This is a genomic window from Streptomyces sp. NPDC039609 (assembly GCF_055596705.1).
In genome coordinates, this window is sequence record NZ_JBVIUJ010000010.1 from 209,809 (window position 1) to 235,485 (window position 25,677).

The window sequence follows — 25,677 nt, forward strand, 5'->3', positions numbered from 1 at the left end:
CTTCCCTTGCTCCGGCGGTTCAACATCGCTTACGGCAGCGGTATTCCGTACCGGAATACGATCCGGCCACCGCCTCCGCGATCCCTACCCATCCGGCGCGTGGGTGATCGGCGCGCACCCCGGCACTTCCCCGGATTACCTACAGCCCCTTGTCGGCCGCCCGCTGCGTCAGCTCCGTCCAGACCTTCCGCACCTGCGGTTCCAGCGCCTCCAGCGGCCCGTCGTTGTCGATGACAAGGTCCCCTACCGCCCGCCGCTCCTCGCGTGTGGCCTGGGCGGCCATCCGGGCCCGTGCCTCGGACTCGGCCATTCCGCGCAGGCGTACCAGTCGGTCGAGCTGGGTCTCGGGGGAGGCATCCACGACGACGACCAGGTCGTAGAGCGGGGCGAGGCGGTTCTCGGTAAGGAGGGGCACATCGTGGACGACGACGTCGTCCGACCCCGCGGCGCTCTCCAGCTCGGCGGAGCGGGCGCCGACGAGGGGATGGACGATGGCGTTCAGGGTGGCGAGCCGGTCGGCGTCGGCGAAGACGATCGAACCGAGCTTCGGCCGGTCCAGGGTGCCCTCGTCGGTCAGGATCTCGGGCCCGAACGCCTCCACGACGGCCGCGAGCCCGGGCGTCCCGGGCTCGACGACCTCGCGAGCGATCTTGTCGGCGTCGATCAGTACGGCCCCGTACGAGACGAGCAGCCGCGACACTTCACTCTTGCCGGCGCCGATACCGCCGGTCAGGCCCACCTTCAGCATGAGCGGCAGCTTAGGGCCCCTGGGCCTCCCCCGGCCCGCCGGGTCTATGCGTCGCCTTCCCGCTCCGCGAGGAAGCGCTCGAACTCGCGACCCAGCTCGTCCGCGGACGGCAGGTCCACGGGCTCCGCGACCAGGCTGCCCCGGGTCTCGGCGCCGGCCGCCGCGTCGTACTGGTGCTCAAGGCCCTGGACCAGGGCCGTCAGCTCCTCGTCGCCCTCGCCGATCTGGCGCTCGATCTCGGTCTGCGTCCGTCGGGCCTCCGTGCGCAGCGAGTGCGCGACACCGGGCAGCACGAGCCCGGTGGCGGCCGTGATGGCCTCCAGGGCGGTCAGTGCGGCGTCCGGGTAGGACGAGCGGGCGACGTAGTGCGGGACATGGGCCGCGACACCGAGCGTGTCGTGTCCGGTCTCCGTGAGCCGGAACTCGACGAGCGACTCGGCGCTGCCGGGCACCTGGGCCTCGTCGAAGGGGCTGCGGTGGCCGGGCATGAGGTCCGTGCGGCTGCCGTGCGGGGTGAGGCCGACGGGGCGGGTGTGCGGTACCCCCATGGGGATGCCGTGGAAGTTGACGGACAGACGCACGCCGAGCCGCTCGACGATCTGGCGGACGGCGGTCGAGAAGCGCTCCCACTCCACGTCCGGCTCGGGGCCGGAGAGCAGCAGGAAGGGCGCGCCGGTGGCGTCCTGGACGAGCCGGACGTCGATGGAGGGCGTCTCGTACGCCGTCCAGCGGTCCCGGCGGAAGGTGAGCAGCGGCCGACGGGCGCGGTAGTCGACGAGCCGGTCGTGGTCGAAGCGGGCCACGACCTGATGCGGCAGCGTGTCCAGCAGGCGTTCGACGATCTGATCGCCGGTCTCGCCCGCGTCGATGTAGCCGTCGAAGTGGTACAGCATGACCAACCCGGCCGACTCCTGCGCCAGGGCCATGTCCACGACGGCCAGGCCCTTCTGGTCCCATTCGTACAAATCCTGGGGATCAAGCACGATTACCGCTCCTCCTCGCGTTCGTAGAAAAGAACGCCCTGCGACGCACGGTCATTCCCCCGGCACCGGGTTTCGTGAACGGAGTGTCAGCGGGCGGGCACGCGCGCGTGGGGCGAGGCGGACCCGGGAACGACTGAGGCCCGCTCCCCCGAAGGGGAGCGGGCCTCGATCGTTGGCTAGCTAGTGCCTAGCAGCAGAGCCGATTCAGCTCTGGCCGCCGGCCAGCTTCTCGCGCAGGGCAGCCAGGGCCTCGTCCGACGCCAGGGCGCCGGAGTTGTCGTCCGACTCCGAGGAGTACGAACCACCCGAGACGCCCGCCGGGGCACCGGCCGGAGCGGCGGCGCCACCCTCGGCAGCGGCGGCCTCGTCGGCCTCGCGGGACTTGATGACCTGAGCCTGGTGCTGCTCGAAGCGCTGCTGCGCCTCGGCGTACTGGGTCTCCCAGGCCTCGCGCTGGGTCTCGTAGCCCTCGAGCCAGTCGTTGGTCTCGGGGTCGAAGCCCTCGGGGTAGATGTAGTTGCCCTGGTCGTCGTAGGACGCGGCCATGCCGTACAGGGTCGGGTCGAACTCGACCGACGCCGGGTCGGCACCGAAGGACTCGTTGGCCTGCTTCAGGGACAGCGAGATCCGGCGACGCTCGAGGTCGATGTCGATGACCTTGACGAAGATCTCGTCGTTGACCTGGACGACCTGCTCCGGGATCTCCACGTGGCGCTCGGCCAGCTCGGAGATGTGGACCAGACCCTCGATGCCCTCGTCCACGCGGACGAACGCACCGAACGGAACCAGCTTGGTGACCTTACCCGGGACGACCTGACCGATCTGGTGCGTGCGGGCGAACTGCTGCCACGGGTCCTCCTGCGTCGCCTTCAGCGACAGGGAGACACGCTCGCGGTCCATGTCCACGTCGAGAACCTCGACGGTGACCTCCTGGCCGACCTCGACAACCTCGGACGGGTGGTCGATGTGCTTCCAGGACAGCTCGGAGACGTGCACCAGGCCGTCGACGCCACCCAGGTCCACGAAGGCACCGAAGTTGACGATCGAGGACACGACGCCGGAGCGGACCTGACCCTTCTGGAGGGTCGTGAGGAAGGTCTGGCGAACCTCGGACTGGGTCTGCTCCAGCCAGGCACGGCGGGACAGGACCACGTTGTTGCGGTTCTTGTCCAGCTCGATGATCTTCGCCTCGAGCTCCTTGCCCACGTAGGGCTGGAGGTCGCGGACGCGACGCATCTCGACCAGGGAGGCCGGGAGGAAGCCGCGGAGGCCGATGTCGAGGATGAGACCACCCTTGACGACCTCGATGACGGTACCGGTGACGATGCCGTCCTCTTCCTTGATCTTCTCGATGGTGCCCCAGGCGCGCTCGTACTGGGCACGCTTCTTCGAGAGGATCAGGCGGCCTTCCTTGTCCTCCTTCTGGAGGACCAGGGCCTCGATCTCGTCGCCGACCTTGACGACCTCGTTCGGGTCGACGTCGTGCTTGATCGAGAGCTCGCGGCTCGGGATGACACCTTCGGTCTTGTAACCGATGTCGAGCAGGACCTCGTCCCGGTCGACCTTCACGATGACGCCGTCGACGATGTCGCCGTCGTTGAAGTACTTGATCGTTTCGTCGATCGCGGCGAGGAAGGCTTCCTCGTTACCGATGTCGTTGACCGCAACCTGCGGGGTGGTGGCGGTGGTCTCGGTGCTGCTCGTCATGTGGGAAAGGGCTCCGGTTACGGACAGAAAGTCGTAGGTACTGCTACGCCGAGAGCCCGTATCGCACCGAAGAAGCCGGACAGCCAATGAAGCGCCTTCCCGACTGAACGGTGGGGCGCCTCGAGAACCGAGGGGACATACAACCGTGCGAGCGCGGCCTGCTCCGTCTGAGGCGCGCAGGCCCGCAGCGCAACCTTTAGCATACGGGGGCAGCCGGACAGGGTCAATGCGCGAAGCGCGCACCCGGGGCAGATCGCCGCATAACCGGCACAACTCGTGTCCCCCCAGGCCACCCGGCCGGGGGTAGCGCAGCCGCGCTGAGCGCAAACTACATCGACGGGCGAGATGAACCAAGAGTACGAACAGGAAGACGGAGTCGACGAGGAGCCGGAGGCGACCCGGCGTGACGCCGACGATGCGGAGAGCAGCCGGGCGAGTCGCGGGTGGTGGGACCGGAACGCGGACGAGTACCAGAACGACCACGGAGCCTTCCTCGGGGACGACCGGTTCGTCTGGGGTCCCGAGGGTCTCGACGAGGCCGACGCCGGACTGCTCGGACCGGCCGGCGCGCTGAAGGGGCTGGACGTCCTGGAGATCGGCGCGGGAGCCGCGCAGTGCTCGCGCTGGCTGGCGGCACAGGGGGCGCGTCCGGTGGCGCTCGACCTCTCCCACCGACAGCTCCAGCACGCGCTGCGGATCGGGGAGGACGTTCCCCTGGTCGAGGCGGACGCGGGAGCGCTCCCCTTCCTCGACGGCTCCTTCGACCTCGCGTGCTCGGCGTACGGCGCGGTGCCGTTCGTGGCCGATCCGGTGAAGGTGTTCCGCGAGGTGCGCCGGGTGCTGCGGCCGGGCGGCCGGTGGGTCTTCTCCGTGACGCATCCGATCCGCTGGGCGTTCCCGGACGAGCCCGGCCCGGAAGGGCTGTCGGTGGCCTCCTCCTATTTCGACCGCACTCCCTATGTGGAGCAGGACGAGCAGGGGCGCGCCGTCTACGTGGAGCACCACCGCACGATCGGCGATCGGGTACGCGACGTGGTGGCCGGCGGTTTCCGGCTGGTGGATCTCGTCGAGCCGGAGTGGCCGGTGTGGAACAACCAGGAGTGGGGTGGCTGGTCCCCGCTGCGGGGGAATCTGATCCCGGGCACGGCGATCTTCGTGTGCGAAAGGGACTGACGGGCGCAAGCGCCCCAGCGGCCCCGTGAACCCCACTTGTCATATGAGAGGACGGGGGCCTGTGGACAGCCGGGCACGGCGTCGGCCACGACGTACGAAACTGAGTGCGTGATCCGACACGACGCACTCGACCGTCTCCCCGTCCGCCATGCCGTCCCCGAGCTGCTCACCGCACTCGAGGAGCGCGGCACGGCGGTGCTGTACGCGCCTCCCGGCACCGGCAAGACCACGCTGGTGCCCCTCGCGCTCGCGGGTCTTCTAGGGGACGGGCCGCGGCGGCGGGTGCTGGTGGCCGAGCCGCGCCGGATGGCGGTGCGGGCGGCGGCCCGGCGGATGGCGTGGCTGCTGGGCCAGGAGGTCGGCGAGGCCGTCGGCTTCTCGGTGCGCGGCGAGCGCAGGGCCGGGCCCGCGACCCGCGTCGAGGTGGTGACGACGGGTGTCCTCCTCCAGCGCCTCCAGCGCGATCCGGAGCTGGCGGGCGTGGACGTGGTGCTGCTCGACGAATGCCACGAACGCCATCTGGACGCGGACACGGCGATGGCGTTCCTGGTGGACGTGCGCGCCACGCTGCGGCCCGAGCTGAAGCTGATCGCCGCCTCGGCCACCAGCGACGCCGAGGCGTGGGCCCAGCTCCTGACGGTCCTGGACGGCACCGGTCCGGCGCCGATCGTGTGGGGAAAGGGAGAGGGGCACGGGTACCGCGTCCACTTCGCCGCACCGCCCGCCGGGATCCGGCCGGCGCACGGCACCTGGGTGGATCCAGCCCTTCTGCGCCATGTGGCGGCGATGGTCCGGCTCGCCTGCGAGCGCCACGAGGGCGACGTCCTCTGCTTCCTGCCCGGCACGGGAGAGATCGCGCGCACGGCGGCGATGCTGGCGGACCTCGACGCCGACGTGCTCCAGCTGCACGGCCGGGCCCCGGCGGCGGTCCAGGACACGGTGCTGCGCGGGGCGGAGCCGGGTGGGCGGCGGCGGGTGATCCTCGCGACCTCCGTGGCGGAGTCGAGCCTCACCGTGCCCGGGGTGCGGATCGTCGTGGACTCGGGTCTGGCGCGGGAGCCGCGGATGGACCACGCCCGGGGCCTCGGGTCGCTGGCCACGGTTCCGGTGTCGATCGCGGGTGCGACTCAGCGCTCGGGCCGCTCCGGCCGGGAGGGCTTCGGCATGGTGTACCGCTGCTGGGCGGAGGCGGACGACGGACGGCGAGCACGCTTCCCCTCCCCGGAGATCGAGATCGCGGACCTGGCCTCGTTCGCCCTGCGGACGGCGTGCTGGGGTGATCCCACGGCGGCAGGGCTCGCACTCCTTGACGCCCCGCCGGCGGGTGCGATGACGGCGGCCCGCGCCGCGCTGACGGCCGCCGGGGCTGTGGACGACGAGGGCAGGGCCACGGAGCGGGGTCTGAGGATGTCGCGGCTGGGCCTGCACCCCCGGCTGGCGAGGGCCCTCCTGGACGGCGCGCCCGAGGTGGGCGTCCGGCGGGCGGCAGAGGTGGTCGCGCTGCTCAGCGAGGAGCCGCCCCGGGAGTACGGCGACGATCTGGCGGCCGCCTGGCGTGCGGCGCGGCGCGGCGGTGACGCGTACGGAGCGCGGTGGAAGGCGGAGGCGCGCCGCCTGGAGCGGTCGGCCGCCGAGGCGGGATCCGGTGGGCCCGGGGACGGGGACGGCGCGCGGGCCGGGTCCCGTGCGGGCGGGACGGAGTCGGCCGGGTCCGTCCCGCCCGGTGCGCCTGGGGGCGACGGCGCACGGGTCGGAGCGGACGGCACGGATCCTGCCGGGTCCTCGTCGCGGCCGGTTGGTTCCGGGGGCACCGGGCCCGTGGCGGCCGGGGGCGCCAGGCCGGGGGCGGGCGGGGGCGACGACGCGGTGGCCGGGCTGGTGACGGCGCTGGCGTTTCCCGAGCGGGTGGCCAGGGCCCGGGAGGGCGGCGGGTTCCTGATGGTGTCGGGGACGGGCGCCGAGCTCGCCGAGGCCTCGGGGCTCCGCAGCGCCCCCTGGCTGGCCGTGGCCGTGGCGGACCGGCCGGTGCGGAGCGCCACGGCCCGGGTGCGGCTGGCGGCCGTGGTGGACGAGGGTGTGGCGCGGGCCGCCGCCGGGCACCTGCTCCGGGCCGGCGAGGAGGTCCACTGGGAGGAAGGGGACGTGGTCGCCCGGTCCGTGTCCCGGCTGGGCGCCGTGGAGCTCGCCACGCGTCCCCTCAGGGACGGAGCCGATCCTGCGCTCGTACGGTCGGCCCTGCTCGACGGATTGCGGCGGGAGGGGCTCGGGCTGCTGCGGTGGAGCCGCGAGTCGGAGGAGCTGAGACAGCGGCTCGGCTTTCTGCACCGGGTCCTGGGCGAGCCCTGGCCGGAGGTGGCGGAGGAGTCGCTGCTCGACCGGGCCGAGGCGTGGCTGGAGCCCGAGTTGTCCCGGGCGCGGCGACGGGCCGATCTGGGCCGGATCGACGCGGGGCAGGCGCTCCAGCGGCTGCTGCCGTGGGCGACGGGTGAGGCCGGCCGGCTCGGGGAGCTCGCGCCCGAGCGGATCGAGGTCCCGAGCGGATCGCGGATACGGGTCGACTACAGCGGCGAACAGCCGGTCCTCGCGGTGAAGTTGCAGGAGATGTTCGGCCTGGCCGAGACGCCGAAGGTCGCGGGGACGCCGGTCGTGGTCCATCTCCTCTCCCCCGCCGGTCGCCCGGCGGCCGTCACCGCCGATCTGGCCTCGTTCTGGCGGGAGGGGTACCGCTCGGTCCGGGCGGAGCTGCGCGGGCGCTACCCCAAGCACCCGTGGCCGGAGGACCCCGCAGCGGCGGAGCCGACCCGGCACACCAGCGCGCGGCTCAGGAGGGAGCGGTAGCGGGCGCCCGGGCGGGTCGCCGGCCGCGGGCCTCCAGCCAGAGCGCGAGGGCGAGCAGGGCGAGAGACAGGGTGACGAAGGTCCATGGCAGATAGGAGGTGACGAGAAGGACGACAGTACGGTTGGTCTTGACGAGTTCGACGGTCGACCGGATGTAGTCCTCGCGCATCTTCACATGGCCGGAGAAGGCGGTGACCTTCCACGCGGTCTTGTCGTTGCGGAGCTCCTCCTCGTGGATCTCCTCGCCGTTGACGGGGGCGCCGGTGACGGGATCGACCCAGAACATCCGCTTGGTGGTGTACCAGATGGTCATGCCCGACTGGGCGATCATCTCCGGGGTGATGCCCTTGACGGGCATCGTCTTGGGCATGGGGACCTTGGTCCAGGGGATGGTCTGCTCGAAGTAGTAGACCTCCATGCCGCGGAAGGTCTGGGTGCCCTTGTAGTGGATGGGGGCCGTGGTGCGGGACCGGGCGTCGTAGTACTGGTAGTCCCGCTTCTCGGTGAGGAAGGGCCACTTGAACTCGATGCCCTCGCGCCGGACGGCGTCGCCGTCGACCATCGCGCCGGTGGCGTTGACCGGATCCTGGGTGTGGGCGTCGAAGATGTAGCGCTCGGGGATCTGGGAGACCATCTTGCCGTCGGGGCCGGTGATGTAGGTGAGGGCGTCCCATACGACGACGTCGCGGCCGGCGTCGCGCTCGATCCGCTTCGACTCCTCCACGTTCCCCTTGAGGGTCTGGATGATCGTGAGCTTCTCGACCTCCTTGGCCGTGAGGGTCGAGTAGTCGACGAGGGTGGCGGGCTTCGACTCCAGGACGATCTCTTGGTACTGGTTCGGCGGGATCTTCACCACGCGGGGGAAGACGTACCACCGCAGGGTGGGGGCCATCGCGGCGAAGAACACGGCGAAGGAGAGCAGGACGAGGCTGGCTCGGCGGCGCATGGAGTGGCTCCTCCTACTTCTTGGGGCCGGGGTCGGCGGTGAGGAGGGGCTGGGGCGAGGTGGGTCCGTCGGGCGGGAGGTCCACCACCGAGACGAGGAGGATGACGAGGAGGACTGGGACCAGCCCGATGGCGGCGGCTACGAGGGCGCGCATGGTCGGCCTCCCGGTGCTCGATCTGATGCGGCGTCAGGGCTGGGGCACCGTAGCAACGCGGCCGCGAGATGAGAACACGTTGCACTCAGAACACAGAGCGCCGCCCCTCCGTCCGGGCGGACGGAGGGGCGGCGGGGTCATGCGGGGCCGTACGGGATCGGCGGCCGGGCCCGGTCGGGTCAGGGCGTCGGCGTCGCCTCGGTCGAGCCGCTCGGCGACGGAGTCGGGGTCGGCTCGGGCGCCGGGGCGGTGACCTTGAGTTCGATGGTCACGGTGCCGCCGCCGGGTGCGGTCAGACGCAGCAGGAAGGTGCCGGCCTCCCCGTCCGCGTAGATGTCGGGGAGCGTGAGCAGACCGTTCTCGTCCGTCTTCAGGCCCGTGAGCGTACGCAGCGGGTTGCCGTCGGCGTCCTTGAAGTACGGGCCCCTGGTATTCGTCTGCGGGTCGTCGCCCGAGGTGATCATGGTGGCGGTGAGCGCGACCGACGAGGCGACGGCACCGTCGAGGGTGGCCTTCACCAGGACTCGGTCGGCGAACCGCTCGCCGGTGGTGGCGGTCACCTCCTCGGCGTCGCCGCGCACCAGGGTGTCGGCCGTCCGCTCGGTGACCGTCGCGGAGAACTCGACGGGCGCGAGCGTCCGGCCCACGACCGTGGCCCGGACGAGGAACGTGCCCGGCTTCTCGCCCGCCCGGACGGGCGGCGCGACGGCCTTGCCCGCGGAGTCGGTGTTCACCGTCACGCTCTTGGCCACACCGCCGAGGTTGGCGTCGGTGGAGCCGACGATCTCGAACCGCACGCCCAGCCCCGCGACCGGCCTGCCCGCCGCGTCGAGAGCGAGGACGGCCGGACGGCCGGCGAAGACGCCGCCGGCGGTGGCCGTCAGGGCGCCCGTGCCGGCGTCCTTGATCCGCGACACCTTCGCGGCGGCGGGCGGGTCGACGGGCGGCTTGGTCGGGGGCGTGGTGCCGGGCGTGGAGGGGTTCGGCTTGGGCGTGCCCGTCGAAGGGGACGGTGCGGGGGTGGCCGGGGTGGTCGGCGTCTGCGTCGGCCCCGGCGTGGTGGTGCGGGGGGTGTCGCTGCGGTCCACCGGGAGCTGACCGGTGCCGTCCGGCACCTGGTGGGTGCCGCGCTTGTAGTACTCGAACCAGGAGAGCACCGTGTGCAGGTACTCGGTCGAGCGGTTGTAGCTGAGGATCGCCCGGTCCAGGTCGGCCTTGACCGCGAGGTCGCGGTTGTTGGCGCAGAGGTAGAGACCGGCGGCCTGGGCGGCGTCGTAGATGTTGTTGGGGTCCTTGCGGCCGTCGCCGTTGGCGTCCTGACCCCAGGTCGCCCAGGTGGAGGGGATGAACTGCATCGGGCCGACCGCGCGGTCGTGCGTCGCGTCGCCGTCGAAGGCCCCGTTGTCGGTGTCCGAGATGTTGGCGAAGCCGACACCGTTGAGGACCGGGCCGAGAATCGGCGAGTGCGTGGTGCCGTTGGCGTCGACACGGCCGCCGCGTGCCTGCCCGGACTCGACCTTTCCGATGCCGGCGAGCAGCTGCCACGGAAGGTTGCACGCGGGGTCGCTGGCCCGTATCGACTGCTCCGCCCGCTTGTAGGCGGCGAGGACGGACGCGGGTATGCCCGCCTCGGCGGGGCCGGTGACGATGGGCAGGTCTATGGAGGTGCCGGGCTTGTTGGGCGTGTTCAGCGGCGGCAGGTCGGTGTAGTACGGGGAGTCACCGGTCGCCGTGCCGTCGGGCGACGGCGGTGTGTCACCGACGCCGGCGGGCCGGTCGCCGCTCGCGTTGTCCGAGGGCGGCGGGGTCACGCCGGGCGCCTGCGAGGCGGCCAGTGCCGCCACCGCCGCGGCCACGACGGCACCGCTGGTGGCTCCCCTGCGCAGCCGGCGGCCGAATTGCGCTGCCATACGTATGGTCCCTCCCCCTCGACTGCACCCGCGCTCCCCGCGCGTGAACACGGGAGACCCTATGACACCTACGAGCCCCGGGACACCGCGGGCTGACCGTGTTTCACGCTTTCGCCACCTCTTGGCCGCTCGCCGTCCCTTCACGATCGCTCCCGCATACTGGGCGTGATCGCCGACCCTCGGTCGCAGGGGAACTCCGTTGGTCGGCGCGGATCCTGAGGGGGACGTTCCGATGCCGTTCACGCTGAGTCATGCCGCCGCGGTGCTGCCGGGCATCCGCCGCGACGGCACCGCACGCGGACCACTGGTCGCCTCCGCACTGGTGGCGGGTTCGTTCTCGCCCGACATGACCTATTTCGCGGCCACGGCGATCCCGGAGGCGATGGTCTTCGGCGATGTCACGCACTCCGCCCTGGGCGTCGTCACCGTCGATGTGCTGATCACCGCGGCTCTGGTGGCGGCGTGGCTGATGGTGCGTGAGCCGCTGGTGGCCCTGCTGCCGGCGCGGTGGCGGGGGCGGGTGTACGGATTCGTCCGCGGCCGCTCCTGGCGGGGGCGGCAGAGGGTGCCGCTGGCCGGCTGGTTCGTACTGTCGGCGGCGCTGGGCGCCACGACCCATGTGGTGTGGGACGCGTTCACCCATCTCGACCGCTGGGGTACGCGGGCGATCCCGTTCCTCGGCGAGATCGTGGCCGGCTTCCCCGTCTATCTCTATCTCCAGTACGGGGGGTCGGCGCTCGCGCTCGTCCTGCTGGGCTGGTTCACGGTACGGGCGCTGCGCACGACCGCCGGGGACATCGCGCCGCCCGCGGCCGTCCCGGTCCTCGGCCGGCGGGAGCGCCGGCTGGCGGGCGGGCTGATCGGTCTGTGCCTCCTGGCCGGAGTGGTGCACCGCTGCCTGCGCTGGTACGCGTACTGGGGCCGGATCGAGACGCCCCTGGACATCATTCCGACGGCCTGCTTCGGGGCCGGCGCGGGCCTCGCCGTCGGGCTTGTGCTGTACGGGGCGTGGATGCGCCTGCGGAGGACACCTCCGGCGCCGTCCCTCGAGGCGGCACACGCCGGGGACGACGAGCCGGCGTGCTCCCACCCGGGGCGATGACCAGCGCGACTGCGTCGTACGGGCCCCCACGGCCGTGACCGTGGGGGCCCGTCGCGTCAGTGCGCCGCGGACTCCCAGTCCGGGCCCACGCCGACCGAGACGTCGAGGGGGGCGCGGAGGGTGACCGCCGAGGACATCTCCCGGCGGACCAGCGACTCGACCTGCTCGCGCTCGCCGGGCGCCAGCTCCAGCACGATTTCGTCGTGGACCTGAAGGAGCATCCGGGAGGCGAGACCCGCCTCCGTCAGCGCCCGGTCGACGTTGAGCATGGCGACCTTCACGATGTCCGCCGCGGTGCCCTGGATCGGGGCGTTGAGCGCCATCCGCTCGGCGGCCTCGCGGCGCTGGCGGTTGTCGCTGTTCAGGTCCGGGAGGTAGCGGCGGCGGCCCAGCATCGTCTCGGTGTACCCCGTGGCGCGCGCCTCGTCGACGACCCGGCGCAGATAGTCGCGCACTCCGCCGAAGCGCTCGAAGTACGTGTCCATCAGGGCACGCGCCTCGCCGGCCTCGATGTTCAGCTGCTGGGAGAGGCCGAAGGCCGAGAGGCCGTACGCCAGGCCGTACGACATGGCCTTGATCTTGCGCCGCATCTCGGCGTCGACCGCGGACCGGTCGACGCCGAAGACCTGCGAGGCGACCGTGGTGTGCAGGTCCTCGCCGGAGGCGAACGCCTCGATGAGGCCCTCGTCCTCGGACAGATGGGCCATGACCCGCAGCTCGATCTGGCTGTAGTCCGCCGTCATCAGGGCCTCGAAGCCCTCGCCCACGACGAAGCCGTGCCGGATCGCCCGCCCCTCGTCGGTGCGCACCGGCACGTTCTGCAGGTTCGGGTCGGTGGAGGACAGCCGTCCGGTCGCGGCCACCGTCTGGCTGAAGGTGGTGTGGATGCGGCCGTCCGCGGCGATGGTCTTGATCAGGCCCTCGACCGTGGAGCGCAGCCGGGCCTGCTCGCGGTGGCGGAGCATGATCACCGGCAGCTCGTGCTCGGTCTGGGCGGCCAGCCAGGCCAGCGCGTCCGCGTCCGTCGTGTACCCGGTCTTGGTCTTCTTCGTCTTCGGCAGGTTCAGCTCGCCGAAGAACACCTCCTGGAGCTGCTTGGGTGAGCCGAGGTTGAACTCGTGCCCGACCGAGGCGTGCGCCTCCTTCACCGCCTGCTGGACGGCACCGGCGAACTGCTGCTCCATGGCCTCCAGATGGGCCCGGTCGGCGGCGATGCCGTGCCGCTCAAGACGGGCCAGGAGGAGCGAGGTGGGCAGCTCGACCTCGTGCAGAAGCTCCCGCGCGCCGACCTCGCCGAGCTTCTCCTCGAAGGCCGCGCCCAGGTCGAGAACGGCACGGGCCTGGGTCATCAGGGCCTCGGCCTCGGCGGTGTCGTCGGCGCCGAAGGCGAGCTGTCCGTCGGCGGCGGCCGCCGGGGCGAGCTCACGGTGCAGGTACTCGACGGAGAGCGCGTCGAGCGCGAAGGAGCGGCGGCCCGGCTTGACCAGATAGGCGGCGAGCGCGGTGTCCATGGTGATGCCCGCGATGCTCCAGCCGTGCTCGGGGAATACCCGCAGCGCGCCCTTGGCGTTGTGCAGGACCTTGGGTCGCTCCGGGTCCGCGAGCCAGCCGGCGAAGGCCTTCTCGTCGGCCTCGTCGAGCTGGGTGGTGTCGAACCAGGCCGCGGCACCTCCGGCGGCGGCCAGCGCGATCTCGGTGACGCTGCCGGTGCCCAGCGCCCAGCTGTCGACCGTGGCCATGCCCAGCGGCTCGGCGCCGTGCTCGGCGAGCCAGGGCGCGAGCTCACCGGCGCCGAGAACGGTGCCGTCCAGCTCCACGCCCGCGGCGGGGGCGGCGGGCTGCGCCTCGCCGGCGCCCGGGTCGACGGCGAGGAGCCGCTCGCGCAGCGAGGGGTTACGGATCTCCAGGGTGTCCAGGACCAGCGCGACGGCCGCGCGGTCGTACGGCGCGCGCTCGAGGTCCTGGACGGTCCGCGGCAGCTCGACGTCCCGCACCATCTCGGTGAGGACGCGGTTGAGCTTGACCGACTCCAGGTGGTCGCGCAGGTTCTGTCCGGCCTTGCCCTTGACCTCGTCCACCCGCTCCACCAGCTCGGCGAACGAACCGAACTGGTTGATCCACTTCGCCGCGGTCTTCTCGCCGACGCCGGGGATGCCGGGCAGGTTGTCCGACGGGTCCCCGCGCAGCGCGGCGAAGTCCGGGTACTGCTGCGGGGTGAGGCCGTACTTCTCCTCGACCTTCTCGGGCGTGAAGCGGGTCAGCTCGGAGACGCCCTTGGTCGGGTACAGCACGGTCACGTGGTCCGTGATCAGCTGGAAGGAGTCACGGTCACCTGTGACGATCAGGACCTCGAAGCCCTCGGCCTCGGCCTGGGTGGCGAGCGTGGCGATGACGTCGTCGGCCTCGAAGCCGTCGATCGCGAACCGCTGCGCGTGCATCGCGTCCAGCAGCTCGCCGATCAGCTCGACCTGCCCCTTGAACTCGTCCGGGGTCTTGGAACGGTTCGCCTTGTACTCCGGGAACTCCTCGGAGCGCCAGGTCTTGCGGGACACGTCGAAGGCGACGGCGAAGTGCGTGGGCGCCTCATCGCGGAGCGTGTTCGCCAGCATCGACGCGAAGCCGTAGATGGCGTTGGTCGGCTGACCGGTCGCCGTGGTGAAATTCTCCGCCGGCAGCGCGAAGAACGCCCGGTACGCGAGTGAGTGCCCGTCCATGAGGAGCAGGCGCGGACGGTTGTCTTGGGTCTTCGATGCTGTCTCAGCCACGGGGACGATCCTGCCACGGACCACTGACATTCCCGCCCCCGTCGACCGACGGGCACGGGCTGCCCGTGGCGCGTGACAGGATCGGGTACGTACGCCACACGATGACCGCTCAAGGGAGAGCGCGATGGTCAGCAAGCCCCCCGCCGGCGACCCGGTCCAGGACGCGCCGCAGGTCGCGCCGCCCCAGCACGCCGCTGCCGGGCTTCCCGCCGTCGCCCACACCCTCAAGATCGCCCAGGCGCAGATGGGGGTGCGGCGCACCGCGCGGACCCTGCTCAAGGTCAATCAGAAAGACGGCTTCGACTGCCCGGGCTGCGCCTGGCCGGAGGCCGACAAGCGACATGTGGCGGAGTTCTGCGAGAACGGCGCGAAGGCGGTCGCCGAGGAGGCGACGCTGCGCCGGGTCACGCCCGACTTCTTCGCCGCCCACCCGGTGGCGGACCTGGCGACCCGCAGTGGGTACTGGCTGGGACAGCAGGGCCGGCTCACGCAGCCGATGTATCTGCCCGAGGGCGCGGAGCGGTACGAGGCGGTGACCTGGGAACGGGCGTTCTCGATCATCGCGGAGGAGCTGACCGCCCTCTCCTCCCCCGACGAGGCGCTCTTCTACACCTCGGGCCGGACGAGCAACGAGGCCGCGTTCCTGCTTCAGCTCTTCGCCCGCGAGTTCGGCACGAACAATCTGCCGGACTGTTCCAACATGTGCCACGAGTCGTCCGGGTCGGCGCTCAACGAGACGATCGGGATCGGCAAGGGCAGCGTCTCGCTGGAGGATCTGCACCAGGCCGACCTGATCGTCGTCGCCGGGCAGAATCCGGGGACGAACCACCCGCGGATGCTCTCCGCCCTGGAGAAGGCGAAGGCCGGGGGCGCGCGGATCATCTCGGTGAACCCGCTGCCGGAGGCCGGTCTCGAGCGGTTCAAGAACCCGCAGACCCCGCAGGGCATGTTCAAGGGCGCCGCGCTCAACGATCTCTTCCTCCAGATCCGTATCGGCGGCGACCAGGCCCTGTTCCGGCTGCTCAACAAGCTGATCCTGGAGACTCCGGGCGCCGTCGACGAGGAGTTCGTCCGCGAGCACACCCATGGGTACGAGGAGTTCACCGCGGCCGCGGGCGCGGCGGACTGGGACGAGACCCTCGCCGCGACCGGTCTCACCCGCGCCGAGATCGAGCGGACCCTGGAGATGGTCCTCGCCTCCGAGCGGACCATCGTCTGCTGGGCGATGGGCCTCACCCAGCACAAGCACTCCGTGCCGACCATTCGCGAAGTGGTCAACTTCCTTCTGCTGCGTGGCAACATCGGCCGGCCGGGCGCGGGCGTCTGCCCGGTCCGCGGCCATTCGAACGTGCAGGGCGACCGCACGATGGGCATCTTCGAGCGACCCGCTCCGGCCTTCCTCGACGCCCTGGACAAGGAGTTCGGGATCGTCTCGCCGCGCCACCACGGCTTCGACGTGGTCCGCTCGATCCAGGCGCTGCGCGACGGCGAGGCGAAGGTCTTCTTCGCCATGGGCGGCAACTTCGTCGGGGCCACCCCCGACACGGAGGTCACCGAGGCCGCGATGCGCAGGGCCCGGCTGACGGTCCACGTCTCGACGAAGCTGAACCGCTCGCACGCGGTCACGGGCACGCGCGCGTTGATCCTCCCGACGCTCGGCCGCACCGACAAGGACGTCCAGGCGAGCGGCAAGCAGTTCGTGACGGTCGAGGACTCGATGGGCCTCGTGCACGCCTCGCGCGGCAACCTCCCGCCCGCGAGCCCGCATCTGCTGTCCGAGCCGGCGATCGTCGCCCGGATGGCGCGGGCGGTGCTCGGCGCCGCCTCGGCCACACCGTGGGAGGAGTTCGAGAAGGACTACGCCACGGTCCGCGACCGCATCGCGCGCGTGGTGCCCGGCTTCGAGGACTTCAATGCCCGCCTCGCCGCCGACCCGGGCGGTTTCGCGCTCCCGCACGCCCCGCGCGACGAGCGCCGCTTCCCCACCGCCACCAGCAAGGCCAACTTCACGGCCGCGCCCGTCGAGTACCCCGCGGTGCCGGAGGGCCGGCTGCTGCTGCAGACCCTGCGCTCGCACGACCAGTACAACACCACCATCTACGGTCTCGACGACCGCTACCGCGGCATCAAGGGCGGCCGCCGGGTCGTCCTGGTCAACCCCGAGGACGCGGCGGCGCTCGGGCTGGCGGACGGGTCGTACACCGATCTGGTCAGCGAATGGAAGGACGGCAGCGAGCGGCGGGCGCCCGGCTTCCGGGTGGTGCACTATCCGACGGCCAGGGGCTGCGCGGCCGCGTACTACCCGGAGACGAACGTCCTGGTGCCCCTGGAGTCCACCGCGGACATCAGCAACACCCCCGCCAGCAAGTCCGTCATCGTGCGTCTGGAACAATCACACTCCGCCTAAGCGTTTGCTCAGGCGGATCAGGGTTCAGCGGATCAATGGATCAGCAGCCGTACGAAGACGAACGGAGCCGGGCCGATGGGTGAGCAGCAGCATGTGAAGTTCCCGCAGGAGGTCCTCGACGAGTATGCCGCGCTCGGCGTCGATCTTCCCGCCCTCTTCTCGGCCGGGCACCTCGGCAACCGCATGGGCGTGCAGATCATCGAGGCCTCGGCCGAGAAGGTCGTCGGCACGATGCCGGTGGAGGGCAACACCCAGCCGTACGGCCTGCTGCACGGCGGCGCCTCCGCGGTCCTCGCCGAGACCCTCGGCTCGATCGGCTCCATGCTGCACGGCGGCGTCTCCAAGATCGCGGTCGGCGTGGACCTGAACTGCACCCACCACCGGGGGGCCCGCAGCGGCCTCGTGACGGGTGTGGCGACGCCGGTCCACCGTGGCCGCTCCACGGCGACGTACGAGATCGTGATCACCGACGAGCAGGACAAGCGGGTCTGCTCGGCGCGCCTGACCTGCATGCTCCGCGAGATCACGGCCAAGGACGCCGACAACCTTCCCGACGCGGGCAAGGACGGCGGCGCCGCGAGCGCCTGACCGCGGCCTGCGGACCGCGGACCGCCACCGCGAAGCATTCCCGGCCCGGGACGGACACCGCCGTCCCGGGCCGCGCCGTGTCAGGAGCGATACGCCGTTGAGCGGCCTGCCGGGAGCCTCGCCGGGGCCCCCGGGGCGACCCCGCCGCCGCCGCGCAACCGCCCCGCGCGACCACCCCGGGCCACCGCCCCCGGATTCCGGGACGATGAAGGCCTCACGGTCACCGGGTGTCACCGCCACGCGAGCCGGCACTCCTCGCCGCCGGGTGTCACAGCGCCCCTTTCGGAGGGTGCGGAGCCCCGCCTTCCGGGCGTCGCCGCCCGCCCGGCACGCCGGGCTGCGGAACACCGGCCCCCGGACGCGGAACGTCGGCTTCCGAACGCGGGGGCCACCGACCGAGGGCACACGGGAGTATCGACTTCCGGACACCGAAGCCCCGGGCCCGACCCCTCCGGGAGGCCCGGCCCACCAGGTGGCGGCGACCGCCTCGGAGCGCCGCATCACGTTCACCGCGCTCAACGCCGCACGGATCCGCCTCCGCACGACCGCCCCGCAGGGCAACAGCGGCACGTGTCGGGGCGATTCGGGCGGATCGAAACGTCGCCACGCCCATCGCCCGACGATCCCCGGCCACCACCGCCGGCGCGGCCGACACACCCCCGCCACGCCCCGCCCGTGGTGCACCGGCTCGACCCGCCCCGCATCCGTGCCGCCCGCGCGGCCATCCAACTGCCGTAATCAGCCAGCCTGTTGTGCCCTCGTACGAGATCCCCTAGCGTCCCGGACATGAGGTTCCCGCCGTACGCTCCGGCAGGGACCGCGCTCGCCGCGGTCCTGGCCTCCGGCGCTCTGGCCACCCTGCCCGGCTGCTCGGAAGGCAGCCCCGCCCCGGCACCCGCGCACCCCAGGACGGCGGTGGACATCTGCACCGACCTCGTCGCGTACTGGGTGAAGGAGGCACTCACGGGGAGCAAGTGGGCGGGGCTCGATTGGGAACAAAAAGGGCTTTCCAATGAGCAGTTGAAGATCCACGACGAGGTCCTCGCCGGCGCCCGGACCAAGGAGCGCCAAGAGGGACACGGAGCAGCGGCGGCCTTCACCGACCAGGAGACCCGAAGACGGTGCGCGTCGACGAACGGGGCGACCGGAAGCTCGGAGAACTGGAAGCCGCCCCCGTAACACTCCGTGACATACGTGTGTCGATCCGGTGGAACACCTCAGCGGCGTTCTGTTCGCTGACACCTGGAGGGGTGTCCGGTATCCGGAGACAGTCACAAGTGGTCCGACAGGAGCAAGATCTGCTCAAGCCCCTTAGCGGAACTGGGCGTTCTCACTATGTGAACAGCACATTGCTGACCGGAATGCCCCAATTTGCCCACCCCCTGTCCACCTCCTCTCCCCCTCGCGATAACAAGACAGTCACATCCTGACCTCCTCGCTCCCCACCTCCCTCACCTGCGCTTAGAGTCACCGCCAGTCACCGCGCCGCCGGGCGCGTCCACTGCACGGCCCAGCACCACCCAGTCATCCCCAGTACGGCCCGGCATTCACAAACGGCACCTCCGGCTCCACGCTTAACGGCACCGCCTCAGCTCGAGGGGGCCGCGCCAGGGAAAGGATTCATCGTGCGACACCGTTCCTTGCTCATCCTCACCACCGTGATCACCACGGGAGCACTCACCCTCACCGCCTGCGGTTCGCGCGACGACAAGGGAACGAGCGACAACTCCAGCGGCAACACCACCGTCGTCATCGGTGTCGACGCGCCGCTCACGGGTTCGCTCTCCGCGCTGGGTCAGGGCATCAAGAACTCCGTGGACCTGGCGGTCCAGACCGCCAACAAGAACAAAGAAGTCCCGGGCGTCACCTTCAAGATCGAGGCCCTCGACGACCAGGCCGTCCCGGCCACCGGTAAGGCCAACGCCACCAAGCTCGTCGGCATCAAGGACGTCCTCGGCGTCGTCGGCCCGCTGAACTCCGGCGTCTCGCAGTCCATGCAGGCGGACTTCGACAAGGCCAACCTCACGCAGGTCTCCCCGGCCAACACGAACCCCTCGCTCTCGCAGGGCGACAACTGGGGCAAGGGCGACTTCAAGCGTCCCTTCAAGACCTACTTCCGTACCGCCACCACCGACGTCATCCAGGGCAAGTTCGCCGCGAACTACCTGTTCAAGGACGCCGGCAAGAAGAAGGTCTTCGTCGTCAACGACAAGCAGACCTACGGCGCCGGCCTCGCCGCGATCTTCTCCGACGAGTTCAAGCGCCTCGGCGGCACCGTCGTCGGCACCGACTCCGTGACGGTCAAGGAGACGGACTTCTCCTCCACCGCCAACAAGATCAAGGGCTCGGGCGCCGACTCCGTCTACTTCGGCGGCCAGTACCCCGAGGGCGGCCTGCTCTCCGACCAGGTCAAGAAGACCGGCGCCAAGATCCCCACCATGGGCGGCGACGGCATCTACGACCCGGAGTTCATCAAGGCGTCCGGCGAGGCCAACGACGGTGACCTGGCCACCTCGGTCGGCTTCCCGGTCGAGAAGCTCCCGACCGCCAAGAAGTTCATCGCCGACTACACCGCGGCCGGCTACAAGGACCCGTACGCGGCCTACGGCGGCTACTCCTACGACGCCGCGTGGTCGATCATCCAGGCCGTCAAGGCCGTCGTCGCCGCCAACAACGGCAAGCTCCCGGACGACGCCCGCGCCAAGGTCACCGAGGCCATGTCCAAGGTCTCCTTCGAGGGTGTGACCGGCAAGGTCTCCTTCGACCAGTACGGCGACACCACGAACAAGCAGCTCACCGTCTACCAGGTCAAGAACGGCGCCTGGGTCGACGTGAAGTCCGAGACCTTCAAGGACTGACCCCGTACCACCCCGTAACACGCACCAAATGAACCAAGCCGCGCGAGGGCGCAAACAGCGCCCTCGCGCGGTGTCATATCCGACACGCTCATCGGAGGCCCTGCGGTGAACGAACTGCCGCAACAGCTGGCCGACGGCCTTGCCCTGGGGGCCCTTTACGGCCTCATCGCCATCGGTTACACGATGGTCTACGGCATCGTCCAGCTCATCAACTTCGCCCATGGCGAGATCTTCATGATCGGGGGCTTCGGCGCCCTCACGGCATACACGATCCTGCCCGAGGGCACCGCCCTCGTGATCGCGATCCCCGTGATGCTCATAGGCGGCGCGGTGGTCTCCGTGGCCGTCGCCACCGCCGCCGAACGCTTCGCCTACCGCCCCCTGCGCGGCGCGCCCCGACTCGCCCCCCTGATCACGGCCATCGGTCTGTCGATCGTGCTCCAGCAGCTCATCTGGGGTTTCTACCCGGGAGCCAAGAGCAAGGTCACCTTCCCCGAATTCAAGGGCGGACCCTTCGAGATCTTCGACGGCCTGTCGATCTCCCGCGCCGACACGTTCGTCCTCGTCGCCGCCCCGATGTGCATGCTCGCCCTCGGCCTCTTCGTCTCGAAGAGCCGCAGCGGCCGCGCCATGCAGGCCACGGCGCAGGACCCGGACACCGCGAAGCTGATGGGCATCAACACCGACCGCATCATCGTGATGGCCTTCGCCATCGGCGCCGCGTTCGCCGCGGTCGCAGCGGTCGCCGAAGGCCTCGACAAGGGCCAGATCCGCTTCGAGATGGGCTTCCTGCTGGGCCTCAAGGCCTTCACCGCAGCCGTCCTCGGCGGCATCGGCAACATCTACGGCGCCATGATCGGCGGCGTGGTGCTCGGTCTCGCGGAAACCCTCTCCATCGCCTACGTCGAGCACATCCCCGGGATGGCACAGTTCGGCGGCGGTGCCTGGAAGGACATCTGGGTGTTCTCCCTCCTCATCCTGGTGCTCCTGTTCAGACCACAAGGTCTGCTCGGTCAACGCACCGCGGACAGGGCGTGATCGCGATGACGACCGACCTCACCAAGACCCCCGAGACTCCCCAGGAGTCCGGCATCGTGGAGAACACCGACGCCAAGAGCACGGGCCTCCTCCACTGGATCATCGCCGCCGGCGGCCTCGCCACCATCGCGAGCACCTTCCTCGCCTGGACGTACACCACCGAGTTCCCCGGCGACCTCACGGTCAACGGCTACCCCGGCGGCCTCCAGGTCCTCACCCTCGTCGCGGGCCTCCTCCTGATCGCCTTCGCCCTCTCCGGGCTCGGCATCAAGGGCCTGCGCTGGCTCACCCCCGGCGGCTCGGCGAAGACCCTGCAGTTCCTCGCCCTCGGCGCGCTCGGCACCACCTGGTACACCGTGATCGCCATCGCGGCGCAGCTCGGCGGCATCGCGCACTGGGAGCCCGGTGCGTACGTGGCCTTCGTCGCGGTACTGATCCCGCTGGCCTCGTTCTCGCTCAAGGACGACTCCCGCAAGCCGGCGAAGCCCAAGGAGATCCCCTCCTGGGCCGAGATCCTCATCATCGTCGTCGCGTTCGCGATCGGCATGTACGCCGTCACGTACGGCATCTCGACCGAGGACCCCGAGCTCTTCATCGGCTACCTGCTCCTCGCGGGCTTCGGCGCGGCCGCGCTCAACAAGTCCGGCCTCGTCAGCCGTATCTCGGCCATCGCATCGAAGAACAAGCAGATCGCCGCCGTCGCGGCGTTCGCCGCCGCGGCCGTCTTCCCCTTCACCCAGACCACCGACACGTTCACCGTGATCGCGGTACAGATCCTGATCTTCGCCACGGTCGCCCTCGGTCTGAACGTCGTCGTCGGCCTGGCGGGTCTGCTCGACCTCGGATACGTCGCGTTCCTCGGCGTCGGCGCCTACACGGCCGCCCTCGTCTCGGGATCGACCGCCTCCGCGTTCGACATCCAGCTCCCGTTCTGGGTCGCCATGATCATCGGCGCGATCGCCTCGCTGATCTTCGGCGTCATCATCGGCGCGCCGACCCTGCGGCTGCACGGTGACTACCTGGCCATCGTGACGCTCGGCTTCGGTGAGATCTTCCGTATCACCGTCAACAACATGGACGGCGACAACGGTCCGCAGATCACCAACGGCCCCAACGGCATCCCGAACATCCCGGCGCTGAACATCTTCGGGTACGACTTCGGCGAGACCCACACCATCCTCGGCGTGGAACTCGGCTCGTACGCCAACTACTACCTGCTCATGCTGCTGGTGATGGTCTTCGTCGTGCTGGTCTTCAGCCGGGCGCAGGACTCCCGCATCGGCCGCGCCTGGGTCGCCATCCGCGAGGACGAGACCGCGGCGACCGCCATGGGCATCAACGGCTTCCGGGTCAAGCTCATCGCCTTCGCCCTCGGCGCCACCCTCGCCGGCGTCGCCGGCACGGTCCAGGCCCACTTCCAGGGCACGGTCCTCCCCGAGATGTACGTGTTCGCCGGCCCCGTCGCCCCGAACTCCGCGTTCCTTCTCGCGGCCGTCATCCTCGGCGGCATGGGCACCATCCGCGGTCCGCTCCTCGGCGCGGCACTGCTCTTCCTCATCCCCGAGAAGCTGGCCTTCCTGAAGGACTACCAGCTCCTCGCGTTCGGTCTCGCGCTCATCCTGCTGATGCGCTTCCGCCCGGAGGGCCTCATCCCCAACCGGCGCGCCCAGCTCGAGTACCACGAGCACGACGAGAACGCCGACAAGCTCGACGTACCGGAGCAGCGGCCCCCCGCCGACCCCATCGTCGGAACCTCGAAGGCGGGGGCGTGAACGCCATGACGACCACCACCACGGAAACCACGGCAGCGGCGTCCACCGCCGCCACGGTCCTCGACGCCAGCGGTGTCACCATGCGCTTCGGCGGCCTCACCGCCGTACGCGGAGTGGACCTGACCGTCCGCGAGGGCGAGATCGTCGGTCTGATCGGCCCCAACGGCGCCGGCAAGACCACGTTCTTCAACTGCCTGACCGGCCTGTACGTCCCCACCGAGGGAACGGTCAGCTACAAGGGGACCGTGCTGCCGCCCAAGCCGCACCTGGTCACCAAGGCCGGCATCGCCCGCACCTTCCAGAACATCCGCCTCTTCTCCAACATGACGGTCCTGGAGAACGTCCTCGTCGGACGCCACACCCGGACCAAGGAGGGCCTCTGGTCCGCGCTCCTGCGCGGCCCCGGCTTCAAGAAGGCGGAGGTCGCCTCGCGCGAACGCGCCATGGAGCTCCTGGAGTTCGTCGGCCTGGCGAGCAAGGCGGAGCACCTCGCCCGCAACCTGCCCTACGGCGAACAGCGCAAGCTGGAGATCGCCCGGGCGCTGGCGAGCGACCCCGGCCTGCTGCTCCTCGACGAGCCGACGGCCGGCATGAACCAGAACGAGACCCGCACGACCGAGGAGCTCGTCTTCGCGATCCGTGACAAGGGCATCGCCGTCCTGGTCATCGAGCACGACATGAAGTTCATCTTCAACCTGTGCGACCGCGTCGCGGTGCTCGTCCAGGGCGAGAAGCTCGTCGAGGGCACATCCGAGGTCGTCCAGGGCGACGAGCGCGTCGTCGCGGCCTACCTCGGTACGCCGTTCGAGGGCGCGCCGGGCGCGGAGGAGGTCGCGGAGGTCGAGGCGGCGGAGGCACACGCCGAGGCGGAGGCACAAGCGGAGACTGAAGCTGAGGCTCCCGCCGAGGCCGAAGCCGCCGAGGCCGAAGCCGACGAGGCTCCCGAAGCCCCCGAGGCCCCGGCCGACGAGGCTCCCGAAGCCCCCGAGGCCGAGGACGCCGCCGACGCCGACGACGCTCCGGCAGCGGAAAGCACCACCGAAGGAGACTCCAAGTGACCGCTCTTCTCGAGGTCGAGGACCTCAGGGTCGCCTACGGCAAGATCGAGGCCGTCAAGGGCATCTCCTTCTCCGTCGACGCCGGTCAGGTCGTCACCCTGATCGGCACCAACGGCGCCGGCAAGACCACCACCCTGCGCACCCTCTCGGGCCTCATCAAGCCCGCGAGCGGAAAGATCACCTTCGACGGCCAGGTGCTCAACGGCATCCCCGCCCACAAGGTGGTCTCCCTCGGAATGGCCCACTCCCCCGAGGGCCGGCACATCTTCCCGAAGCTGACCATCGCCGAGAACCTCCAGCTCGGCGCCTTCCTCCGCAAGGACAAGGACGGCATCGAGAAGGACGTCCAGCGCGCCTACGACCTCTTCCCCATCCTGGGCGAACGTCGCAAGCAGGCCGCCGGCACGCTCTCCGGCGGTGAGCAGCAGATGCTGGCCATGGGCCGCGCGTTGATGTCCCAGCCCAAGCTGCTCATGCTCGACGAGCCCTCCATGGGCCTCTCCCCGATCATGATGCAGAAGATCATGGAGACCATCGCCACCCTCAAGGCCGAAGGCATGACCATCCTGCTCATCGAGCAGAACGCCCAGGCCGCCCTGTCCCTCGCGGACTACGGCTACGTCCTGGAGGTCGGCTCCATCAAGCTCTCCGGCACCGGCCAGGACCTGCTCCACGACGACGAGGTCCGCAAGACCTACCTCGGCGAGGAGTAGAACCGCACCACAGACAGAAGGCCCGCCCCACAACGTTGTGGGACGGGCCTTCTCCTGTATACGGCACGACTACTGCTGGCCCTTCGCCGCCTTCTTCTCCTCGGCGTCCTCGATGACCGCCTCGGCGACCTGCTGCATCGACATACGCCGGTCCATGGACGTCTTCTGAATCCACCGGAACGCGGCTGGCTCGGTGAGGCCGTACTGCGTCTGCAGGATGCTCTTCGCCCGGTCGACGAGCTTGCGGGTCTCCAGCCGCTGCGAGAGGTCCGCGACCTCCTTCTCCAGCGCGCGCAACTCCGCGAACCGGGACACGGCCATCTCGATGGCCGGCACGACGTCGCTCTTGCTGAACGGCTTCACCAGGTACGCCATGGCACCGGCGTCCCGCGCCCGCTCGACGAGGTCGCGCTGCGAGAAGGCGGTGAGCATCAGGACGGGTGCGATGGACTCCCCCGCGATCTTCTCGGCCGCGGAGATCCCGTCCAGGACGGGCATCTTCACATCGAGGATGACGAGGTCGGGGCGGTGCTCCCGCGCGAGCTCGACGGCCCGGGCACCGTCGCCGGCCTCGCCGACGACCGAGTAGCCCTCTTCTTCGAGCATCTCTTTGAGATCGAGGCGGATGAGGGCCTCGTCCTCGGCGATGACGACACGGGTCGTCAGCGGCGGGACGTGCGATGCATCGTTGTCGTCGGCGGGCTGGGGCGACTCGGGGGCGGTCACGGGGGCTCCTCGTTGCGGGGCAGGTACTGCTACATGAGCCTACCTAGGTCCTGTATGTTTGAGACACAGCAGGTTGCCATTGACCTTCGTTTCGAAGGAGCCCCGGTAGCCCAGCGGAAGAGGCGATGGTCTCAAACACCATACAGCGTGGGTTCGAATCCCACCCGGGGCACTTCCCCTTCGATTCCAAG

General features: G+C 70.4%; 19 protein-coding genes and 1 tRNA gene. 12 read left to right on the forward strand and 8 right to left on the reverse strand.

The features are described from left to right. Positions 1 to 139 precede the first annotated feature (139 nt). From coaE to rpsA, 3 genes are all read right to left on the reverse strand, one after another. Complete coding sequence (gene coaE, locus ACZ561_RS28635; RefSeq protein ID WP_471000143.1) at positions 140 to 748, reverse strand: dephospho-CoA kinase; 609 nt, start codon at positions 746 to 748, stop codon at positions 140 to 142. Positions 749 to 792: 44 nt separating this feature from the next. Then, positions 793 to 1,731, reverse strand: coding sequence for a PAC2 family protein (locus ACZ561_RS28640; RefSeq protein WP_471000145.1), 939 nt, complete (start codon positions 1,729 to 1,731; stop codon positions 793 to 795). 204 nt (positions 1,732 to 1,935) lie between these two features. Continuing rightward, positions 1,936 to 3,438 (reverse strand): 30S ribosomal protein S1, encoded by a 1,503-nt coding sequence (gene rpsA / locus ACZ561_RS28645; protein WP_019885395.1) that lies wholly within the window; start codon positions 3,436 to 3,438, stop codon positions 1,936 to 1,938. 345 nt (positions 3,439 to 3,783) lie between these two features. On the opposite strand from rpsA, the gene ACZ561_RS28650 reads away from it, so the two are divergent. Further along, the gene (locus ACZ561_RS28650) at positions 3,784 to 4,611 is read left to right on the forward strand and encodes a class I SAM-dependent methyltransferase (protein WP_471000147.1); all 828 of its coding nucleotides are present in this window, start codon (positions 3,784 to 3,786) and stop codon (positions 4,609 to 4,611) included. 108 nt (positions 4,612 to 4,719) lie between these two features. After that, complete coding sequence (locus tag ACZ561_RS28655; protein ID WP_471000149.1) at positions 4,720 to 7,449, forward strand: ATP-dependent RNA helicase; 2,730 nt, start codon at positions 4,720 to 4,722, stop codon at positions 7,447 to 7,449. Here the strand turns inward: ACZ561_RS28655 and pgfA are convergent. From pgfA to ACZ561_RS28670, 3 genes are all read right to left on the reverse strand, one after another. After that, positions 7,433 to 8,395, reverse strand: a complete 963-nt coding sequence (gene pgfA, locus ACZ561_RS28660) for a cell envelope lipid trafficking protein PgfA (protein ID WP_471000150.1) — start codon at positions 8,393 to 8,395, stop codon at positions 7,433 to 7,435. The two genes, ACZ561_RS28655 and pgfA, sit on opposite strands and share 17 nt — an antisense overlap. 13 nt (positions 8,396 to 8,408) lie before the next feature. Next, positions 8,409 to 8,549 carry an SPW_0924 family protein gene (locus tag ACZ561_RS28665; protein WP_329121831.1) on the reverse strand — a complete coding sequence of 47 codons (141 nt, stop codon included), beginning with the start codon at positions 8,547 to 8,549 and terminating at the stop codon, positions 8,409 to 8,411. 179 nt (positions 8,550 to 8,728) lie between these two features. After that, positions 8,729 to 10,459, reverse strand: a complete 1,731-nt coding sequence (locus tag ACZ561_RS28670) for a lytic transglycosylase domain-containing protein (RefSeq protein ID WP_471000152.1) — start codon at positions 10,457 to 10,459, stop codon at positions 8,729 to 8,731. Positions 10,460 to 10,691: 232 nt separating this feature from the next. Here ACZ561_RS28670 and ACZ561_RS28675 point away from each other — a divergent pair, with 232 nt between their 5' ends. Beyond that, complete coding sequence (locus tag ACZ561_RS28675; RefSeq protein WP_471000154.1) at positions 10,692 to 11,561, forward strand: DUF4184 family protein; 870 nt, start codon at positions 10,692 to 10,694, stop codon at positions 11,559 to 11,561. 56 nt (positions 11,562 to 11,617) lie between these two features. On the opposite strand, the gene polA is transcribed toward ACZ561_RS28675, so the two are convergent. Then, positions 11,618 to 14,326 (reverse strand): DNA polymerase I, encoded by a 2,709-nt coding sequence (polA, locus tag ACZ561_RS28680; RefSeq protein ID WP_471000156.1) that lies wholly within the window; start codon positions 14,324 to 14,326, stop codon positions 11,618 to 11,620. A 124-nt stretch (positions 14,327 to 14,450) separates the two neighbouring features. Here polA and ACZ561_RS28685 point away from each other — a divergent pair, with 124 nt between their 5' ends. The 8 genes from ACZ561_RS28685 to ACZ561_RS28720 all read left to right on the forward strand — a co-directional run bounded on the left by ACZ561_RS28685 (position 14,451) and on the right by ACZ561_RS28720 (position 24,760). Next, positions 14,451 to 16,733, forward strand: coding sequence for an FdhF/YdeP family oxidoreductase (locus tag ACZ561_RS28685; RefSeq protein WP_471000158.1), 2,283 nt, complete (start codon positions 14,451 to 14,453; stop codon positions 16,731 to 16,733). A 75-nt stretch (positions 16,734 to 16,808) separates the two neighbouring features. Continuing rightward, positions 16,809 to 17,321, forward strand: a complete 513-nt coding sequence (locus ACZ561_RS28690) for a PaaI family thioesterase (RefSeq protein WP_471000160.1) — start codon at positions 16,809 to 16,811, stop codon at positions 17,319 to 17,321. Positions 17,322 to 18,107: 786 nt separating this feature from the next. Beyond that, positions 18,108 to 18,500: a hypothetical protein gene (locus ACZ561_RS28695; protein ID WP_471000162.1), complete on the forward strand. Its 393-nt coding sequence runs from the start codon at positions 18,108 to 18,110 to the stop codon at positions 18,498 to 18,500. A 446-nt stretch (positions 18,501 to 18,946) separates the two neighbouring features. After that, positions 18,947 to 20,179 carry a branched-chain amino acid ABC transporter substrate-binding protein gene (locus ACZ561_RS28700; protein ID WP_471000164.1) on the forward strand — a complete coding sequence of 411 codons (1,233 nt, stop codon included), beginning with the start codon at positions 18,947 to 18,949 and terminating at the stop codon, positions 20,177 to 20,179. A 105-nt stretch (positions 20,180 to 20,284) separates the two neighbouring features. Further along, positions 20,285 to 21,217 carry a branched-chain amino acid ABC transporter permease gene (locus ACZ561_RS28705; protein WP_376442139.1) on the forward strand — a complete coding sequence of 311 codons (933 nt, stop codon included), beginning with the start codon at positions 20,285 to 20,287 and terminating at the stop codon, positions 21,215 to 21,217. Positions 21,218 to 21,222: 5 nt separating this feature from the next. After that, entirely contained in the window at positions 21,223 to 22,989 is a 1,767-nt protein-coding gene (locus ACZ561_RS28710; protein ID WP_471000403.1) for a branched-chain amino acid ABC transporter permease, read from the forward strand. A 5-nt stretch (positions 22,990 to 22,994) separates the two neighbouring features. Further along, positions 22,995 to 24,047 carry an ABC transporter ATP-binding protein gene (locus tag ACZ561_RS28715; RefSeq protein WP_471000406.1) on the forward strand — a complete coding sequence of 351 codons (1,053 nt, stop codon included), beginning with the start codon at positions 22,995 to 22,997 and terminating at the stop codon, positions 24,045 to 24,047. Further along, complete coding sequence (locus ACZ561_RS28720) at positions 24,044 to 24,760, forward strand: ABC transporter ATP-binding protein (protein WP_471000166.1); 717 nt, start codon at positions 24,044 to 24,046, stop codon at positions 24,758 to 24,760. Before ACZ561_RS28715 ends, ACZ561_RS28720 begins: the two co-directional genes overlap by 4 nt. Before the next feature lie 69 nt (positions 24,761 to 24,829). Here ACZ561_RS28720 and ACZ561_RS28725 read toward each other — a convergent pair whose 3' ends face one another. Beyond that, entirely contained in the window at positions 24,830 to 25,486 is a 657-nt protein-coding gene (locus tag ACZ561_RS28725) for an ANTAR domain-containing response regulator (RefSeq protein ID WP_471000168.1), read from the reverse strand. A gap of 99 nt (positions 25,487 to 25,585) precedes the next feature. Here ACZ561_RS28725 and ACZ561_RS28730 point away from each other — a divergent pair. After that, positions 25,586 to 25,658: transfer RNA gene (locus ACZ561_RS28730), tRNA-Leu, on the forward strand. The last annotated feature ends 19 nt before the right edge of the window (positions 25,659 to 25,677 follow it).

Coding starts and splice junctions, on each gene's coding strand:
- ACZ561_RS28670 (WP_471000152.1), bottom strand. CDS start 10,459: ATGGCAGCGCAATTCGGCCGCCGGCTGCGCAGGGGAGCCACCAGCGGT.
- ACZ561_RS28685 (WP_471000158.1), top strand. CDS start 14,451: ATGGTCAGCAAGCCCCCCGCCGGCGACCCGGTCCAGGACGCGCCGCAG.
- ACZ561_RS28675 (WP_471000154.1), top strand. CDS start 10,692: ATGCCGTTCACGCTGAGTCATGCCGCCGCGGTGCTGCCGGGCATCCGC.
- ACZ561_RS28690 (WP_471000160.1), top strand. CDS start 16,809: ATGGGTGAGCAGCAGCATGTGAAGTTCCCGCAGGAGGTCCTCGACGAG.
- ACZ561_RS28715 (WP_471000406.1), top strand. CDS start 22,995: ATGACGACCACCACCACGGAAACCACGGCAGCGGCGTCCACCGCCGCC.
- ACZ561_RS28665 (WP_329121831.1), bottom strand. CDS start 8,549: ATGCGCGCCCTCGTAGCCGCCGCCATCGGGCTGGTCCCAGTCCTCCTC.
- ACZ561_RS28710 (WP_471000403.1), top strand. CDS start 21,223: ATGACGACCGACCTCACCAAGACCCCCGAGACTCCCCAGGAGTCCGGC.
- ACZ561_RS28695 (WP_471000162.1), top strand. CDS start 18,108: ATGAGGTTCCCGCCGTACGCTCCGGCAGGGACCGCGCTCGCCGCGGTC.
- coaE (WP_471000143.1), bottom strand. CDS start 748: ATGCTGAAGGTGGGCCTGACCGGCGGTATCGGCGCCGGCAAGAGTGAA.
- ACZ561_RS28650 (WP_471000147.1), top strand. CDS start 3,784: ATGAACCAAGAGTACGAACAGGAAGACGGAGTCGACGAGGAGCCGGAG.
- rpsA (WP_019885395.1), bottom strand. CDS start 3,438: ATGACGAGCAGCACCGAGACCACCGCCACCACCCCGCAGGTTGCGGTC.
- pgfA (WP_471000150.1), bottom strand. CDS start 8,395: ATGCGCCGCCGAGCCAGCCTCGTCCTGCTCTCCTTCGCCGTGTTCTTC.